Source organism: Colwellia polaris (genome assembly GCF_002104515.1).
Taxonomy (GTDB): Bacteria; Pseudomonadota; Gammaproteobacteria; order Enterobacterales; family Alteromonadaceae; genus Cognaticolwellia; species Cognaticolwellia polaris.
In genome coordinates this window covers 20,879-37,141 of record NZ_NBOE01000014.1, presented here as the reverse complement: position 1 = coordinate 37,141, position 16,263 = coordinate 20,879, and the positions used below count along the sequence as shown (strand labels likewise).

General features: G+C 35.5%; 16 protein-coding genes. 4 read left to right on the top strand and 12 right to left on the bottom strand.

Translation table 11 applies throughout. The annotated features are described in order from the left end of the window. Positions 1-42: 42 nt before the first annotated feature. Positions 43-540, top strand: coding sequence for a YkgB family protein (locus B6A32_RS16975; protein WP_085306115.1), 498 nt, complete (start codon positions 43-45; stop codon positions 538-540). 97 nt (positions 541-637) lie between these two features. Here the strand turns inward: B6A32_RS16975 and B6A32_RS16970 are convergent, their stop codons facing one another. From B6A32_RS16970 to B6A32_RS16945, 6 genes are all read right to left on the bottom strand, one after another. Then, complete coding sequence (locus B6A32_RS16970; protein ID WP_085306114.1) at positions 638-997, bottom strand: DUF4112 domain-containing protein; 360 nt, start codon at positions 995-997, stop codon at positions 638-640. A gap of 454 nt (positions 998-1,451) precedes the next feature. After that, positions 1,452-3,182 carry an NACHT domain-containing protein gene (locus B6A32_RS16965; RefSeq protein ID WP_085306113.1) on the bottom strand — a complete coding sequence of 577 codons (1,731 nt, stop codon included), beginning with the start codon at positions 3,180-3,182 and terminating at the stop codon, positions 1,452-1,454. Between the two features lie 116 nt (positions 3,183-3,298). Further along, on the bottom strand, positions 3,299-4,129 hold the full coding sequence (locus B6A32_RS16960; protein ID WP_085306112.1) for a restriction endonuclease: 831 nt from the start codon (positions 4,127-4,129) through the stop codon (positions 3,299-3,301). Between the two features lie 108 nt (positions 4,130-4,237). Next, positions 4,238-5,971, bottom strand: a complete 1,734-nt coding sequence (locus B6A32_RS16955) for a replication endonuclease (protein ID WP_085306111.1) — start codon at positions 5,969-5,971, stop codon at positions 4,238-4,240. Then, positions 5,961-6,233 carry a hypothetical protein gene (locus B6A32_RS16950; protein WP_085306110.1) on the bottom strand — a complete coding sequence of 91 codons (273 nt, stop codon included), beginning with the start codon at positions 6,231-6,233 and terminating at the stop codon, positions 5,961-5,963. Before B6A32_RS16950 ends, B6A32_RS16955 begins: the two co-directional genes overlap by 11 nt. Next, a complete protein-coding gene (locus B6A32_RS16945) occupies positions 6,226-6,432 on the bottom strand; it encodes a helix-turn-helix domain-containing protein (protein ID WP_081179962.1) in 207 nt (68 codons plus the stop codon). The genes B6A32_RS16950 and B6A32_RS16945 overlap by 8 nt, the downstream gene beginning before the upstream one ends. 366 nt (positions 6,433-6,798) lie before the next feature. Between B6A32_RS16945 and B6A32_RS16940 the strand changes: the two genes are divergently transcribed. Then, positions 6,799-7,554 carry a hypothetical protein gene (locus B6A32_RS16940; RefSeq protein WP_085306109.1) on the top strand — a complete coding sequence of 252 codons (756 nt, stop codon included), beginning with the start codon at positions 6,799-6,801 and terminating at the stop codon, positions 7,552-7,554. Between the two features lie 201 nt (positions 7,555-7,755). Here the strand turns inward: B6A32_RS16940 and B6A32_RS16935 are convergent, their stop codons facing one another. Genes B6A32_RS16935 through B6A32_RS16925 form a run of 3 tightly spaced genes read right to left on the bottom strand, consistent with a single transcriptional unit; the run spans position 7,756 to position 10,358 of the window. Further along, positions 7,756-8,511, bottom strand: a complete 756-nt coding sequence (locus B6A32_RS16935; RefSeq protein ID WP_085306108.1) for a hypothetical protein — start codon at positions 8,509-8,511, stop codon at positions 7,756-7,758. A gap of 23 nt (positions 8,512-8,534) precedes the next feature. After that, complete coding sequence (locus B6A32_RS16930) at positions 8,535-9,020, bottom strand: hypothetical protein (RefSeq protein WP_085306107.1); 486 nt, start codon at positions 9,018-9,020, stop codon at positions 8,535-8,537. A 12-nt stretch (positions 9,021-9,032) separates the two neighbouring features. After that, a complete protein-coding gene (locus tag B6A32_RS16925) occupies positions 9,033-10,358 on the bottom strand; it encodes a tyrosine-type recombinase/integrase (RefSeq protein WP_085306106.1) in 1,326 nt (441 codons plus the stop codon). A gap of 872 nt (positions 10,359-11,230) precedes the next feature. Here B6A32_RS16925 and hemE point away from each other — a divergent pair. Together hemE and B6A32_RS16915 are read left to right on the top strand one after the other, a co-directional pair. Then, the gene (gene hemE / locus B6A32_RS16920) at positions 11,231-12,298 is read left to right on the top strand and encodes a uroporphyrinogen decarboxylase (protein ID WP_085306105.1); all 1,068 of its coding nucleotides are present in this window, start codon (positions 11,231-11,233) and stop codon (positions 12,296-12,298) included. Positions 12,299-12,505: 207 nt separating this feature from the next. Then, positions 12,506-12,988 (top strand): outer membrane protein assembly factor BamD, encoded by a 483-nt coding sequence (locus B6A32_RS16915; RefSeq protein ID WP_085306104.1) that lies wholly within the window; start codon positions 12,506-12,508, stop codon positions 12,986-12,988. A gap of 22 nt (positions 12,989-13,010) precedes the next feature. On the opposite strand, the gene B6A32_RS16910 is transcribed toward B6A32_RS16915, so the two are convergent. The 3 genes from B6A32_RS16910 to B6A32_RS16900 form a co-directional block, all read right to left on the bottom strand. Beyond that, entirely contained in the window at positions 13,011-13,502 is a 492-nt protein-coding gene (locus tag B6A32_RS16910; protein WP_085306103.1) for a histidine phosphatase family protein, read from the bottom strand. Between the two features lie 77 nt (positions 13,503-13,579). Next, positions 13,580-15,022 carry a Si-specific NAD(P)(+) transhydrogenase gene (gene sthA, locus B6A32_RS16905; protein ID WP_085306102.1) on the bottom strand — a complete coding sequence of 481 codons (1,443 nt, stop codon included), beginning with the start codon at positions 15,020-15,022 and terminating at the stop codon, positions 13,580-13,582. A gap of 113 nt (positions 15,023-15,135) precedes the next feature. Continuing rightward, on the bottom strand, positions 15,136-16,254 hold the full coding sequence (locus B6A32_RS16900) for a fatty acid desaturase (protein WP_085306101.1): 1,119 nt from the start codon (positions 16,252-16,254) through the stop codon (positions 15,136-15,138). Positions 16,255-16,263: the final 9 nt, after the last annotated feature.

Below are 16,263 nucleotides of genomic sequence, written 5' to 3'. Positions count from 1 at the left end.
CAATAACAGTAAGAAATTAATCATTTGAAAGAGGATAAAACCATGTCTAACAAAACCTTAACCGTAGAAAGTGAACTAAAATTTAGTAACCCAGCATTAAGTCAAAATATAACGACTTTTGGCGACCATGCCTTAAGACTCTCAATTGCACTTATTTTATTGTGGATTGGCGCGATGAAGTTTTCTGCTTATGAAGCAGGCGCAATTGAAGGGCTTATTTCATCAAGCCCTCTAACATCGTGGCTGTACAATGTTTTTAGCTTACAAGGAGCATCTAACTTTATTGGGGCTTTTGAAATTGCCACCGCTATCGCCATTATCCTTTCACCAATAAATAGATTAATTGGGATCATAGGCAGCTTAGGTGCAATCGCTACTTTTGCGGTTACCTCTAGCTTATTATTTACTGCGCCAGTCTGGGAGGCAACATTAGGAGGTTTTCCAGCGCTTAACGTAGTTCCAGGGCAATTTTTGGTGAAAGATATTGTGCTTTTAGCCGCCTCTGTTACGCTATTAGGCAAAGCTTTAAAAGCAAAATAAGTCAGTCAGAATGAATATAGCAATTGCTATATTCATTCAAGTTTAGGTTAACGTGACGAACTAAATTAATTAAGGTGGGCAATGTCTATGTTTAAACTTATCGCGGCTTTTGCTCTAACCACCACTCTTCCATAATTCGTACATTTTTCAGGTTAGATTTATAAAATAAATCGGCAATATCGCCAATAAAAGGAATAACCCCTAATAAAAAATCTAGTGCAATATTCCATAACATTTTCATTCTAAGGGCTCTGGGCACGTGCATAGATTTCGCCATAGCAACAATACTGAGCGATAAGCCAGCCATTATCATATCGCCCACCACAGGAATAAGGCCAATAATAAAGTCTAAGCCTAACCGAATACCCAATACTGGAATACGTATTTTAGCGTCAGCTAAATTCGCTAATTTTTGTGCTCTCAATAATGCCTTAGGCGCTTGTTCTAAATCGTTCATACGTTCCTTAATGTTAGATTTAAATGTAAACTTTTAAAAAAATTATCGCAGTTGTGCTGAAATATTCAAATTTCAGGCAATAAAAAAGCCTTACCGAAGTAATATTTAAAAGTAGTCTAACCGATTGTAATTGTAAGATTTAAAGTTTTTACTTTTTACCCGGGATTCGATAGGGATGCCTTGGGGTTATCTTATTTCATAAAAGTTATAATTAGTGCAAATCTCTGTTTAGTGCTAATATGCTGTTATGAATCATTAGGTTGATAACAGCATATTAAAGTTAAATTAACACCCATTCACTTAAACATAGAAATCAACTATGGCTGCTCTAGTTACTTTTTACATAAGATAAGTGCAAGTAATTACTTTGGGCGAAGCTCATGTCTCGCAAGTTGTGTATTTTTTAAATGCTATTTCATTAGCTGTATAGGGAATAAGCGACCGTTAATACATTTTATGAACAGTAGTCGCGGTCATATCCATAGTCATTATCATAAGAACTAGATGCGTATACATCATCTAGTTCATCTGACTTTTCGTATTCTCTGAATAGTATTTGTAAATCTCGTTGATTACTTTTAGGCCGGCTAGCTATCATTGCAGTAAATGTAATTATCGCCCTATGAATATTTCCATAGCGTTTATATACATCCTCGAACAAGTATGAAATATCATTATCTTGAGCATAAAGACACAAAGCTCCCCTCCACCAATCAATTGTCACTAACTCTGACAGCTCTATACTTCTATTTAAACTAAGCTCTTGTGAAGCTAAGTGCTCTTGAAATCGAAAGTGACCGAAAGAGTATTTTTTTGTTATTGGATCTTGTATCAAAACATTACATGGATTGATTAACTCGTTTAAACAGTCATGTAACAGCTGTTCACTATACTTATCGACCAAATCATGTCTAAGAACATTTAACATATTATCTTTGTATTCAGATCTGACTCCATTATTATGCATTTTAAATGCTATTTTCATTGCACATCTTCGGAGTAATTCACCTTTTTGTTTTTGTCGTTCTATATTTTTATGTAAATCATATTCGCCAGTTAAAAGGTTTAGCCTTTCAGAATATATTTCATTTTCACTAGAAGGTGCATCAACTCCTTTTTGAACTAAAGAGCATGTGATTGTGGCTAGTAATGGAGTTTTAATGTATTCATACAAGCCCTTGTTTTCTATAGCGTCAATCAAATGCTGTGCCTCATCTAGCTTATCTTGAAACCAACCTCGAATAAACTTGTGTAGTTGTTCTTTTGTAAATGGTAATAAGGTTATACCTAGAAAATCAATATCATCTAAATAACTAACACAATCCCTGCTCGAAATTATTAATTGAGAAAGGGGGCGCTCCGATTTAAACTTTGATATCGCAGAAATTATGTCAGGTATAGCATTATAAACTTCATCTAAACCATCAAGAATAATAACAAACTTATTTATAAGAATACTTTTAGCATCATCTATATTTTCACTCGTTGGTGTTATGCCTTTACTTAAGAGGATTATTTTTATTAATAAATTTTTTTTTAAACCTTCTAAGTTCTCTTCTTTATTGGAAAAATTTTTATATTCATCCACAAGCCTATTCAAAGGAATATATATTACGTTTTTAGGCTCGTGCTCAGCTAAGACATCTGAGTATGCTTTTAATGTAGTTGTTTTACCTACTCCTGCTCCTCCGTATACTGCAATATCATGACCTGTTGAGAATATATCGTGTGGTGATATGGTTACTCGGTCTTGGGCTGAATCGTTATGTTTAAAAGAAACTAAATATGAGAGCTGGTTATCTTTATCTTTAAGCATAGATATCAGAGATAAAGTTTTTTCTGTCTTGGTTAGAAAGTTTTTTAGTTTGGTAATCCCTAGTTCTCTGTTATTTATGAGTTGAATATCTCGGATATAATCTTCTTTGTCTTTTAAAATCCTACTTTTTAATGTATCTACATAAATAGATACCTTGTAAGCAGGGCTTAATTTGACTTTACCTTGCAGCAAATTTAATTTCTTTTCAGTTTTATTTAGTTCATCAGATAATGAATAGACTAAGTCGACCTCATCATAAAAAGTACTGTTTTTAACTGATTTTCTTTTAATTCGAGTTGAGTTGGATTGTATATAAAATATAACTTCGTCTAAAATCTTTTCCCTATTATTTACTTCCTCTGGTTTCATTGTTTTAATTAGTGGGTTACTTTCTGGTTTTAAACTTTCTTTTAAAGACTTAATGAAACTTTTGATTCTAGAGTTAAGATCAGCAGACTTTATTAATAAATGGTCCTTTTGCTCTATTAGAACTTTATTCTCAGATGATTCAAAATCTTGTTTATTGCTTTTAAAGCTTTTTTCAATAACAGAAATCCATTTGTTAGAAAATATAGAGAGTGCTTAGAAGATATTTTTTCAATATCTTTTTTGAAATTAGCCCAGTTATCTTCATGGATTTCGATGTCCTTTTGGATCGATAGTATGTCTAAGTGCATTAATAAATTACTATCAAATGAGCCAACAAAAAAACTAAGATCACTATAAAAATCATCTATTTTTTGATTAGTTGTACTTTTAAGTGCAGCTAATAATTCTTTATTACTTGGTGCTAAGATTTGATGAGCTGTTATTTTATCTTCAATGTTTGATAATATTGAAAGTAGCTCTGGTTTATATTCTTTTATATCTTGAATTATCTTGGGGCCATCATAGGGGTATACTTTTAATGGCATTCCGAATAGCTGATCTTTGATTTCTTCAATAAGCCTATCTGATATTGGCTCTGGACATGCTAAATAAACTTCATTTGGTAATACTTTATTCCCTTCAGCATCTGTTAATTTCCCAAGACAGCATTGTCTCAATTGATGAAGTAAAGTTGACAGTTTAGCTGCTTTAGATGTGTTTTGAATATCACCTACTTTTTTCGATTGTACGTATACTACATAGTTTTCTTTCTTAGGGGGTATGCGCCGTTGAGCAATAAGATCTCGTCCTCTTTCGTAAGCTCCTCCATTAAAATCAACTTTATCATAACCCATAGATTCAAATAATGGTTTTATAATATCCCTAGTAAAATCATCCTCATTCATACTACATAAAGCATTAATATACTGTTTTAATACAGTGTCCATATTCCAATGTCCTTTTAGATTTACACATTAAATCAATGTAACCTATGCTAATTGCTTTTTAAAGCATAATTATCTGTTCTAAAAGACTTTTAAATTCATTTAGTACAGTTATTTACAGAACTCCAAGTTAGAACAAACTACGTTCGCTCTTTCTAAACGCCAACTAAAAAATCTAGTGACAATCATTTGACCTTGAAAATAAACACCCTTAATACTTTGTATTATATTTCCGTCATAAAACCCAAGTTTACACTCGCCAGTTTCGCTATCGAAAGATGTATCGTAGGCTAGCTTAATTGGTTGGTCTTTACGTTTGCAAAACACCCCGCCCATGGCAGTAATATAATCATCCCATTTACTTTCATCAGCAGCTATTCGCGCTTTTTCCAATACTGAATCTATGCCAAGTGATTTTCTTAATCGTCTTAATTCGCGCCACACTGTCACAGAAGCGCCACCAATTTGCTGAAACTGACGAATGCACCATGTAGAAGACCATGCATCAACACGTTGCGCTGCTGTTATAGGGTCTTCACCATAAACGCCTTTATCAAGGCATTTACCATCTATATTCTTTGAAACGTATTTAGCGACATAGCCTGTGGCCGAGCCTTTTTTTGGGTCTATTAGTTTAAAGTCGCAACGATTTTCAAGTGCTCCTCTTTCATCACCGTCTTCTTGTAATGCGTAATGGCTTATAGCGCCTTTTACGCGTTCTACTTGACCGGATTCAACAAAAAGCACTAAATGCCAATGAGGAGTGCCATCATGCTGCGGTTCAGCAATTCTGAATCCGTAAGGTTTAATATTTTCTCGATTCCATTGAGCGCGAACCTTTGCCCATACATCGCATAAATATTGGTTAGCTTGATAAGGCGTGAAGTCTTGATACTTAGGGTTAGGTTTACCGGATTTTGCAAACACAGCATGATATTTAGAAGGGCAGGTAATGGTAATAAAAATACCTACGTGATCGTGCGATTTTGATAAATCTTCAAAACCACGTAAACGTAACATTAACTCAGCTTTTCTTATTTCTGGGTTTGATACATTTAAATTTGATAATTCCTTTAATGTAAATTGCTGTCCAATGTCATTAATTACCGATATTGAGCTTAGCAATTCATCGTTACGTGCTCTTTGCTGCTTTCGATTGTTAACGGTTAAGTCACTAGCATATATTTGAGCATGTTTACTGACTAAGCCTAACTTAATGGCCGCTTGTTCGTAAGCTTGCTTGAACACTTTTCTAAGACTAGGTATCCACCATCGTTTATCACACATGCGTTTTATAGCGCCTAATTCTGTTACGCCTTTTTTCGTAAGTGATATTTTTTTAAGTCCAAACGATTCAACATATGCTGTTAACAGTGGGTAGATATCGTTTGTGTTCGTTACGGAAATTTCCGTTAACGGAATATTGCATTCCGTTACGTTAACGGAATTTGAATCTTCGTTCGATTTCGTTAACGATTTACTTCGTCCTTTAACATTATGATGAAGCGCTATTCTTCTGCAGCGTTCGGCACAGGCAATCGCAATATAACGAATTTCGTCTTCGTTAACGGTTAATGTTAATCGTAGCTTTTCAGGCAGGTAACTAACTAAGCTTTCTGTCATGGTACGAATATAAGTATTTTTTTCGTAACGAGTTTTGAGTTTATTTGCCTTATCTAACACATGCTTTTTTAATACGTCAGGTAATCTGTTTAAACAATTAAAGGTAAATTCTACATCTCGCCTATCAGCTGGGCATGTGTGCCATTCAGTTGAAAGGAATTTATCGTCTTGATAAATAGCTGCGATTTTATTTAGTTGCGTTTCAATGTCTTTATTCTGCATCGAAATACTCCTTAAAGGTTTCTATACCAAATTCATTGATTGAGAAACGCTTATATTCAATCGCTAAAATCGTAATTGTTTTACCAGAAATAAGCCCTTTAGCTTTTAAGTCTCTCAAGTCACCTTTTTTGATTGAAAGATCTTCGTTACGGTTGGTAATGATTTGACCAAAAGTATTGCCAAGCTCAATACAAACATCAGCATTTAAACCGTTATAAAACCAACGTAAATAATTCAGATTATTAGATGTGTAGTTAGGCATAACGGCTATCCGTTTCTAATAAATTATTTAAGCCTTGCTCGATAAAGTTGTTGATGTCAGAAAGACGATATTTAACTCTGCGGCCAATTTTTACAAATGGCAGAGGGTAACGGGCAGTGCAGCGCCAAACTGCTAATGTACCAATGGTGACACCTAAAATATCTGCTGCTTGCGTGGGGGTTAGTAAATTTTGATTCATGTTTAACTCCGATAATTAATCAGGATTGATTTAGGAGTTAATTTAGAGACTTAAAATAAGTTGTAACCGCTAATAGCTGTGTGAAATATCTTTCACACAGTGTTAAGGGGGGATTAGAGTGTTTTTGACTAGTTAGCTTTTTAAATTAATAGTGAGCTATTATGTTGTTGAATTTTTGTACTTTTTTTGTCAGTTAATGTAATCGCTCTTTTAATCATTAATATTCATTGTAATTCTGAAATTATAATTAATAATTAATAAAGGTTATGGAGCTGACATTACGGAAAGGTATCCATAATAAATTTAGGTTTTAAAACGTCTTCAGTAAGTAGTCGAAGGATTATCTTTAATAAAAAGGAAATGATAATGAAAAAACTACTTATACCAATTGCTTTGGCTTCTTTAGCGGGTTGTAATATTATGGTTCCATATTTTGAGGATCTAGAACCAAAATATGTTTGTGGTAACTTTTCAAAATACTGCCAGCCAACATCAAGCACTAATTACGCTTTAATAAAAAAAGGTGTAGATTTTGATGGTGACCCTAATCACTACCTAGGCGTGAGCTATAAAAAATATTTTCAAAGAGATAAGTGTATAGATACAATAATAACAGAAAATGACATTGTCATTTCTGGGACTCAAACTGTCACAGGAACTTTGAAAAATGAATCTAAAACTGAGTTTTCAAATAAATTGAGTGCAGATATTGTTGCTTTATTAAAAATAAATAGTGTTCCTGTACCAAGTGGTCTTGAAGCTGATGTGACAGCTAAAATAGGGCAGACAATAAAAGATACTGAAACTAGTAAAATTAAGCTTGAATATAAAAGAATTGATCTTGCTTTCGATTTTATCGCAGAACACATGGCAAGTTGCCAAAATATAACACCGGAAGACTATGATATTGCGACAGGCATTAGTGTTATTACTGTTAGTGGAGAGTGGACTGCTGATAATTTAACTAATAGCTTTGCTTCAATTGAAGCTTCTGCTAATTACAGTATCCTTTCTAATGATGCTAAAGCGGAATATGAAAATGCTAAGGAAAGAGTATTAGCAGGACAATTTCAACCCGTTTCATTTGTTTTTGCAGTAGCAAATAGGCCGGGGAAACTTTAAAGCTTAAAGTAGAATAACCAACAGTTGGTTTTTGCTCGTGCCTTGCTTGTTATGACCAACTGTTTTTCTATTTAGTAAGACGTTTACCGATACAAAGTATAACCTGAGTGAAACAAGCCATGAAATTGAAACTTGTACTACTATATCTGAACCACTTTATTTGCCTTTTTCTTCAGTAATCAACAAACTGAGACATAAACATTAAACGTTAACTGAGTTTGTTGCATGTTGATAAGTTAAGAGCCATTTGTAAATTGTTTTTCCTGCTTGGAAAACACTCGAAAAATGAAAACCAACACTTTTACCAAAGTCATATACATTTTCAGTTATAGCATCAGTCGCTTGGTTCGCATTTTGATAACTTTTACTTTGGTATAATTCTATAGCATATAAACGTGTTTTCTCTTTTGCTTCCCAGCGTTTAGCGCTTCCTTTTTTAGCTGCTTGTGAGGCGTTTTTACTTTTGACCTCTGTCTTAATAGCACTAGATAAAATATCACCAAGAAAATTACTATCTTTTGCTATCTCTAATATAGCGAGGACTAAGTATTGTTTGCCTGCATTAGTAAGCTTTAATAGAAAGCAAGATAGCGAGTATCTAAAATACTTAGCAGCGAGTGGGCATTTTTTTTCAGTGTGGTTTATCAACCCTATTACACCTTTAGCTTGCTCAATTTTAAAATATCCAGAGTTCGCGTTATGTAGAATGAGTGCTTCAAAGCTATCATCGAGTAGTTTGGCCATTATTTCTCGATCAGGAAATTCGCCATTTTTTTCTAAAAAAGGTTTAAATACTTGAGCCGTTGCGTCGACAATTTCTTCAACAAAAGAATTTGCATGAATGCTTAGTTGTTCCTGCATATTCTTAGTACTACCGAATATGCTTAACAGGGCTTGAGGTTTGTTATCTGATTGGAGAACTAGTGCAATCGATTGTTTGATTTCCGAAGGGGTCACAACATATCCTTTAGTTAAAATTTTTATTTACTGTTTAAGGCCTGACAGTACTTATCTTTTTTCGCGTGAAGCTTCTTATCTTTACTACCCATTGCTTTGAGTATCAGTTCATTACACTTCTTCTCTCGTGAGGAAACTTTAGAAATTGAATTTGAAGAAATTGATGCGACCATAGGTTTGTATTTTACAGCAGCGTTACAGTACATACGTTTATATTGAGCTTTTGTGTTATTAGGTTTTTTAAGTCTTGATAATTCGTTACAAATGTCTGAAAAAAGTGATTTGGCTTTGATAGTACATGAAGAAAACTTTATCGCATTTTGCTGATAAGTAGCGCAAACGGAATCATCTTTAATGCGCCATAGTTGGTGCTGAAATGAAATTTTCTCATTTTTGTATTCAATGACTATTGGGGTAATATCTAAATTTACGCTTTCTCGGTAATGGCCACTTATATCGGTACTTAATGATAATAAATAAGCTGAAAGTAATGAGCTGATCGGTTCCATCCGAAATCCTTTTTAATTTGATAAATAGTCTAATATTGATAGGCATTCATCTTCAGATAGTTTGCTGATTTTTTCAAGCAGCAATTCTTTAGGTGTTAAGTTTCTTTTTAGTTGGCCACTGGCAATTTGCAATGCATCAGTCGCTTTTTGTACACCTGCTCTAATTGTTTCACCAGACAAGTGAGCATAAGACTTGGCCGTTGTCGAAATATCAGAATGGCCTAGGCTTTTAGATATCGATAAAAGGTCGACACCTTCTAATGCTTGCCAGCTCGCTAATGTTTTTCGCATCGTATGCGGTGTAATTCGCTTAGTTGCATCGGTGCTATCTAAACCTGCTCGTTCTATAATTCTTTTCCAATAGCCTGAAATATCACTTTTAGTTGATAAGTGGCCTGTTTTGTTACCTCGTTGTTTGGTGGCAAAAACATAAGGCGAGTTATCAAAGTTTTGTTCGTGATTGATTAATCGTCTTTTAAGTATTTCTATTGCTGGCGTTGCTAATTGAGCATGGTAAATGGTTTTAGTTTTTGTTTTCGTATGTGGGATAGTCCATACACCACGCTCAAGATCTAGTTCATCCCATTCCATACTATAAACATTACCTTTACGTTGGCCTGTGTAAATTAGTATTTGAACAACATCTTGGTAAATTGGCTTCTCTTGATTTAATGAATCAAATAAAGCGGCAATTTCTACTTTGTCTAAAAATCGAGTTCTTGATTCGATGCGAACCTTAGATATACCAGAAAAAGGATTACTTTTAACTAGTTCATGGCTTTCGGCAAATTTAAACATAGCTCTTAATAGCGCAATAGAGGCGTTAAAAAGTCCAGCGGTTAACTTTGCCTTAATATCGTCAGTTATACGCAAGGCGATCGCGTGAGTTACTTCTTTAGCGCGATATTTACCAATGCGAGGTTTTACGTGTAGTTTCCATGTGCGACTAAAGTCTTCTAGCGATTTAAGTCTACGCTCACCCACTTTTATTCTAGCTCTGAAGTTTTCTTCATATTGTTCGTAAAGATCAACAGTGGTTAAGTTTTGTAGCTGTTGCTCTCTTTTTTGTGAGGTTGGATTAATACCATTTTCAAGTAGTAGTATTTTCTCTCTAGCCTTTTTCCTCGCTTGTTCAATAGTATTGGCAGGAAATCGTCCCAAAGTAACCCTGACATATTTGCCATCAATCTTTTTAGCTACAGAGAATGATTTAACCCCAGAGGCCGTAACCCGTAAGGTTAGCTCAGGTACTTTAGTGTCTCGGTATTCTGCGCGGCCTTGTGTTGGTAGCGTGATTTTCTCTAATGAAGCAATTGTGAAGTTAAAGCGACTAGACATTTTTAATCCGTTATAAATGCTGGGGATACTCTGGGGATACTTTAAAGGTGTATTTTGGTCAATTTTGGTTAAATTCCATTAATACTAAAAATTAAAGAATCGCGCTGTAGCCCTTGTAAATTAATGTCCGTTAATCTTACCACATTATTTCAGGCAATAAAAAAGCCTTACCGAAGTAAGGCTTGAAATGCTCGCTGTGTGGTCTAGTAAACTAGCTTCTTTTTATTTATTTCTTTATTTTTATTATTGTTTTTCTTTAGCGCGGAATATTTATAGCAAAGGCTTTTTACTGGTGCAACAACTTTAATAGAGCATATATTCCACGAAAATGTTCGTATAACTTGCGCTTAATTACCCACTATTTAGTCAGGTTTTTAGGCTTTAACAGCACAGAGCGTAATTTTTGCAATTTATAGTTAATTTTTATTCTTTAAGAGTTGTGTGGTAAAACACAAAAAACCATTAAATATCATAAGGTAATGGTGGTTTTTTAGGTGTTGCCTTTATGGGTTAAATACACACTTCTGGTTAACCACTTGATGAATAATTTGTATGTTTATTAGTCTCTTATGTTAATTTTTAGTTAATATTTGCCTTGAAATAAAATAAATTATTTTTGAAAAAAATTAAATTTTTTATTTTATTGTCGTTTTAATGCAATTTAATTGAAATGTTAATGTGCCTTCTTGGTTACAATTGAGCCGAACTAAGCGATTCATGTAGTGACTTTTCCCAATAAGTTAGAAATAGTGAATATTTCATCAAAAAATACGTTCTTCACACTTTTAGTATGGGCAGATTTGATATGGGAGATAGATCAATAAAATTTGAAGTGTTAGAATGCGCGCATATTATAGCGGAGAAGATTTTTGATGACTGAATTAAAGAACGATACGTATTTACGTGCACTTTTGCGCGAACCTGTTGATTACACTCCTGTATGGATGATGCGCCAAGCAGGACGTTACTTGCCTGAATATCGCGAAGTACGCAAAGGTGCTGGCGACTTTATGTCAGTGTGTCGCGATGCTGATTTAGCTTGTGAAGTTACTATTCAGCCATTACGTCGTTTTCCACTTGATGCTGCCATTTTATTCAGCGATATTTTAACTATTCCTGATGCTATGGGTTTAGGCTTATATTTTGAAACAGGTGAAGGCCCTAAATTTGAACGTCCAATTACATGTAAAGCTGACGTTGAAAAAATTGGTATTCCAGATCCTGAAGGCGAATTGCAATATGTAATGAATGCGGTTCGTACGATTAAGAAAACCTTAAATGGTGATGTACCACTTATTGGCTTTTCAGGTAGCCCGTGGACATTAGCAACATATATGATCGAAGGAGGCAGTTCAAAGGCCTTTACTAAGATCAAAAAAATGATGTTTGCAGAGCCGCAAATTTTACACATGTTGTTAGACAAACTAGCAGACTCGGTAATTTTATATTTGAATGCTCAAATAGCTGCTGGTGCGCAATCGGTAATGGTATTTGATACTTGGGGTGGCGTTTTGTCTCCAAGAGACTACAAAGAGTTTTCGTTGCAGTATATGGCAAAGATTGTTGATGGCTTAACGCGTCATAACGATGGCCGTAAAGTTCCGGTAACCTTGTTTACTAAAAACGGTGGTATGTGGTTAGAAGATATTGCCGCAACCGGTTGTGATGCTGTTGGTCTTGATTGGACTATCGATATTGAAAACGCTAAAGCGCGCGTTGGTGATAAGGTTGCTTTACAAGGCAATATGGACCCATCAATGTTATACGCTCCTAAGCCACGTATTGAACAAGAAGTTTCAAAAATACTGTCAGGCTTTGGTGAAGGTGGTACTGGCCATGTATTTAACTTAGGTCATGGTATACACCCTGATGTAAATCCAGACCATGCTGGCCATTTTATTGAGTCAGTGCACCGTTTAAGTAAGCCATATCACTTATAAGTAGTTGCTGGCGTTAAAAACATAGGTTATTGGTATTACGATTTACCGCTGATAACCAATTAGAAGGAGCTTAAAGCTCCTTTTTTTATGCCTGAGATATTGATGTAATTGATATTTTCTAAAAAATAGTTGGTAGTAGATAATCTATATATTACTTTTATATTAAGGTATGCTTGAAGCAGAAACAGACATTAAATGGATAGTAGAATGACTAACAACAAAAAAATATTATCAACATTACTGATCACTTTAGCCCTTAGTGCTTGCGGTAGCAGTTCAACTGACAACAAAGCTGATAATGCAACAGACAAAGCGGCTAAAGAATTGGTAAAACAAGAGCAGGAAAGTTCACCTGAGCAAGCGGCGACTAAACTCGTTGCTACGCCAACATTAACAGACGATAAAATGACAGAAGTAAAACAAAAATTAAAAGACGATTTTAGTGACTGGCAACGTGGACGCGTGCAGTTTTTAAATTTAGAAGGCGGCTTTTACGGAATTATTACTGACTCTGGTCAGAAAATATTACCGATGAATATGGCGAAAGAATTTGCCCAAAATGGTGCTGTTGTTCGCATTAAAGGCAAAGTTAAAAATGTAATGACCATTCAACAGTGGGGCACACCTTTTACTATTACCGATATTGAACTAATCAGCCCAGGTAATAAAGTAAAAGAAGCTGATATGTAGCAGTAAGCTTAGTACAGGCTGATTAACGACAGGTTAATGGTTGAGTTAGCAGTGTTAAGGTTTTACCACTTTCGCTAACCTGAATTTGGTATAGGTTGCGGTACGCTTTCTCGGTTATGTTTGGCACTTTTAGATCACTAAGCAATGCCGCTAATTGTGGTGTGGTGTTGCTGTGACCTACCACTAAAACATTTTCTTTTTGTTGTAGTAATTGTTGGGCAAATTGTTCTAATTTAGCCGGTGCATACTGTTTTATTGGCAAGTTTTTCTGTAAAGAAAAAGGCGTTGCGGTTGCCATAGTGCGTTGATAGGCAGTACTGTAAACATGTTTTATGTTTGTGTGTTCTAGCATGCTAGCAATTTGCCTAGCTCTTAGTTTTCCACAAGGCGTTAATTTAGGATCTTCTTTTACCGCTTGCTTTTCAGCATGACGTACTAAATAAATGCTAAAACTGTCTTTTGCAAAGCTTGGCATTGCAAAAACGCACAGAGCTACGAGTAAACTATATTTCATTTTAACTCCGGTTAATTTTCAAAATTCAGACAGTAAAAAGGGCAAGGTTATTCATAACCTTGCCCTTTTATATTTATTTAAAACAACCGGTTTAATCCGTTTAATGCCGCTACCCTGAAGGCTTCAGCCATGGTTGGGTAGTTAAACGTTGTTTCAACGAAATATTCAATGGTATTGCCACCATTGGTTTGTTGCATAATCGCCTGACCGATATGAATAATTTCGGCAGCATTCTCACCAAAACAATGAATACCTAATATTTCTTTGGTTTCACGATGGAAAAGTATTTTTAATGAGCCGACTAAATTATTCGAAATTTGTGCGCGTGCTAAATGTTTAAACTGTGCGCGACCAACTTCATAAGGAATTTTAGCTTCGGTTAGCTCTTGCTCGGTTTTACCCACCGAGCTTATCTCTGGAATAGTATAAATGCCGGTAGGTATATCAACAGTCAGTTTTGTTTTGCATTCGCTATCAAGCATTGCACTGGCACAAATTCTACCTTGGTCAAACGCTGCGCTGGCTAAACTTGGGTAGCCAATAACGTCACCTACAGCATATATACTCTCAACTTCAGTTTGGTATGAATCGTTAACTTTTAATTGTCCACGCCCGTCAGCTTTTAACCCGGCATTTTCTAGTTTTAAGTCAGCAGTATTACCTGTGCGACCATTTGCAAACAATAAACAGTCTGCTCGCATTTTTTTGCCTGACTCTAAATGCACAATAACACTGTCTTCATTTGTTTCTACGCGTTCAATTTGCTCACCGTGGCGAATAACAACACCGTTGTTCCATAGGTGATAACTTAACGAGTCTGACATTTCATCATCTAAAAATGATAACAAGCGATCACGGGTATTGATCAAATCTACCTTGACCCCTAAGCCGCGAAAAATACAGGCGTATTCACTACCAATAACACCAGCGCCGTAAATAATAATTTGGCGTGGAGAATGTTCTAATGACAATATGCTGTCAGAGTCATAAACCCTTGGGTGAGAAAAGTCGACATCGTCAGGTTGATATGGGCGTGAACCAGTTGCAATAACAACTTGTTTTGCTGTTATGGTGTCAATGGTACCATCAGCGCGCAGTACTTGAATGGTATTAGCATCAACAAATGAAGCTTCGCCGTAATAGTGTTCAACTTGGTTGCGATTATAAAAGCCACTACGCAAATTTACTTGCTTGCGAATAACTGCCGAAGCATGGCCTAAAATATCTTGAAAGGTTAATTCTTTAGCATTCTGTCCAGCATTGAACAAAGGATTTGAGTTATATTCGATTAATCTGCTTACAGATTGTCGCAAAGCTTTTGATGGAATAGTACCCCAATGAGTACAGCCGCCGCCAACGTGATGATAGCGTTCAATAATAGCAACTCGCTTATCTCGTTTGGCTAAGTTCATGGCTGCGCCTTCACCGCCAGGGCCTGTGCCTATTATAATGGCATCGAAATCGTAGCTTTTAGTTTTACTTTTTGCTTTCTTAGTTTCGGCTTTTGCTTGTTTACTCAACGGTTAACCCTTTAATTCCTGCTTCAATAGTAAAAATTTTAGCAGGAATTAAATCTAATACCAATTGAATTAATGCATTCAATTGGTATATCGGCACTGTATTGGTACTGTTTTTACGCGAGTTTTTCTACCATTTTTTGCCAGCTGCGTTGTTGCTCAGCTAATCGACGCTTAATTTCTTGATATTGCGCCATAACTTCAGAGTTCTCAACATCAGCCATTAACTGGTCACGCTTACTAGCCAGTAAGGCTTTACGCACTGCATAAAACTCATTAACTTTATGAATAAGTTCATCATACTCATGTTGTAGCCTTTCTAAGCGTTGCTCCGCATCAGGGTGAGCTGCTATTTTCTGTTGGCTACGAAGTAAGATCATGGATAAACGGGCTTTTTCAATTTTATCTTCAGGTGTTACTCGTAACTTTGACGTAAGTTTTAAGTGCTCACAACCTTTAATTAACCATTTCGTAGGGTCAAAGTGCCACCAGCGAATACCGTTACGGTAGTCATTCTCAAAAATGTGATGATAGTTATGATAGCCTTCGCCAAAAGTGAAAAACGCTAATACACCATTATCACGCGCGGTGTTTTTATCTGTGTAGGTTTGCTTACCCCAGATGTGCGCTAACGAGTTAATAAAGAAGGTCGTATGATGGCTTAGCACTAAACGTAAAAAGCCAAGTAACAATAAACTGTTGATCATATCGCCGTGCCATAAACCAAATAGAATAGGCACGCCAAAGTTCATTAAAATGGTCAGTAATAAATAATGTTTATGCTGCCAAACAACAATAGCGTCTTTTTGTAAATCGCGGACATTGCTGTAGTCGTTATATTGCTTAGGTTGATGATCTCTTAACATCCAACCTATGTGTGAATGCCAAAAACCCATTTTTGCTGAGTAAGGGTCAACATGGTTTTTATCAACATGTTTATGATGAATACGGTGATCCGAAGACCAATGTAAAGCACTATTTTGTAATGCGAATGCACCACCTAAAGCGTAAATTAATCTTAAAGACCAATGAGCTTGGTAAGTTCTATGCGACCAAAGACGGTGATAGCCCGCAGTAATCGACATGCCACAATATATAAAGCAAATTATAGCGGCAGTAATTTCAGTCGCATCAAAGCCATGAGTAAATGCACGATAAGGAACTGCGATAACAGCGAATAAGAAGGTAATGCTAAATACAAATACATTTAACCAAATAATAGGTGGTTTTTTCATTAATTATCC

What these genes read in the sequence shown, in the direction of transcription:
- B6A32_RS16950 (WP_085306110.1), bottom strand. Translation starts at nt 6,233, where the DNA reads ATGCCTAACTACACATCTAATAATCTGAATTATTTACGTTGGTTTTAT.
- B6A32_RS16960 (WP_085306112.1), bottom strand. Translation starts at nt 4,129, where the DNA reads ATGGACACTGTATTAAAACAGTATATTAATGCTTTATGTAGTATGAAT.
- B6A32_RS16970 (WP_085306114.1), bottom strand. Translation starts at nt 997, where the DNA reads ATGAACGATTTAGAACAAGCGCCTAAGGCATTATTGAGAGCACAAAAA.
- B6A32_RS16975 (WP_085306115.1), top strand. Translation starts at nt 43, where the DNA reads ATGTCTAACAAAACCTTAACCGTAGAAAGTGAACTAAAATTTAGTAAC.
- B6A32_RS16965 (WP_085306113.1), bottom strand. Translation starts at nt 3,182, where the DNA reads ATGAAACCAGAGGAAGTAAATAATAGGGAAAAGATTTTAGACGAAGTT.
- B6A32_RS16915 (WP_085306104.1), top strand. Translation starts at nt 12,506, where the DNA reads ATGACTAACAACAAAAAAATATTATCAACATTACTGATCACTTTAGCC.
- B6A32_RS16955 (WP_085306111.1), bottom strand. Translation starts at nt 5,971, where the DNA reads ATGCAGAATAAAGACATTGAAACGCAACTAAATAAAATCGCAGCTATT.
- hemE (WP_085306105.1), top strand. Translation starts at nt 11,231, where the DNA reads ATGACTGAATTAAAGAACGATACGTATTTACGTGCACTTTTGCGCGAA.
- B6A32_RS16900 (WP_085306101.1), bottom strand. Translation starts at nt 16,254, where the DNA reads ATGAAAAAACCACCTATTATTTGGTTAAATGTATTTGTATTTAGCATT.
- B6A32_RS16945 (WP_081179962.1), bottom strand. Translation starts at nt 6,432, where the DNA reads ATGAATCAAAATTTACTAACCCCCACGCAAGCAGCAGATATTTTAGGT.
- B6A32_RS16925 (WP_085306106.1), bottom strand. Translation starts at nt 10,358, where the DNA reads ATGTCTAGTCGCTTTAACTTCACAATTGCTTCATTAGAGAAAATCACG.
- B6A32_RS16940 (WP_085306109.1), top strand. Translation starts at nt 6,799, where the DNA reads ATGAAAAAACTACTTATACCAATTGCTTTGGCTTCTTTAGCGGGTTGT.
- B6A32_RS16910 (WP_085306103.1), bottom strand. Translation starts at nt 13,502, where the DNA reads ATGAAATATAGTTTACTCGTAGCTCTGTGCGTTTTTGCAATGCCAAGC.
- B6A32_RS16930 (WP_085306107.1), bottom strand. Translation starts at nt 9,020, where the DNA reads ATGGAACCGATCAGCTCATTACTTTCAGCTTATTTATTATCATTAAGT.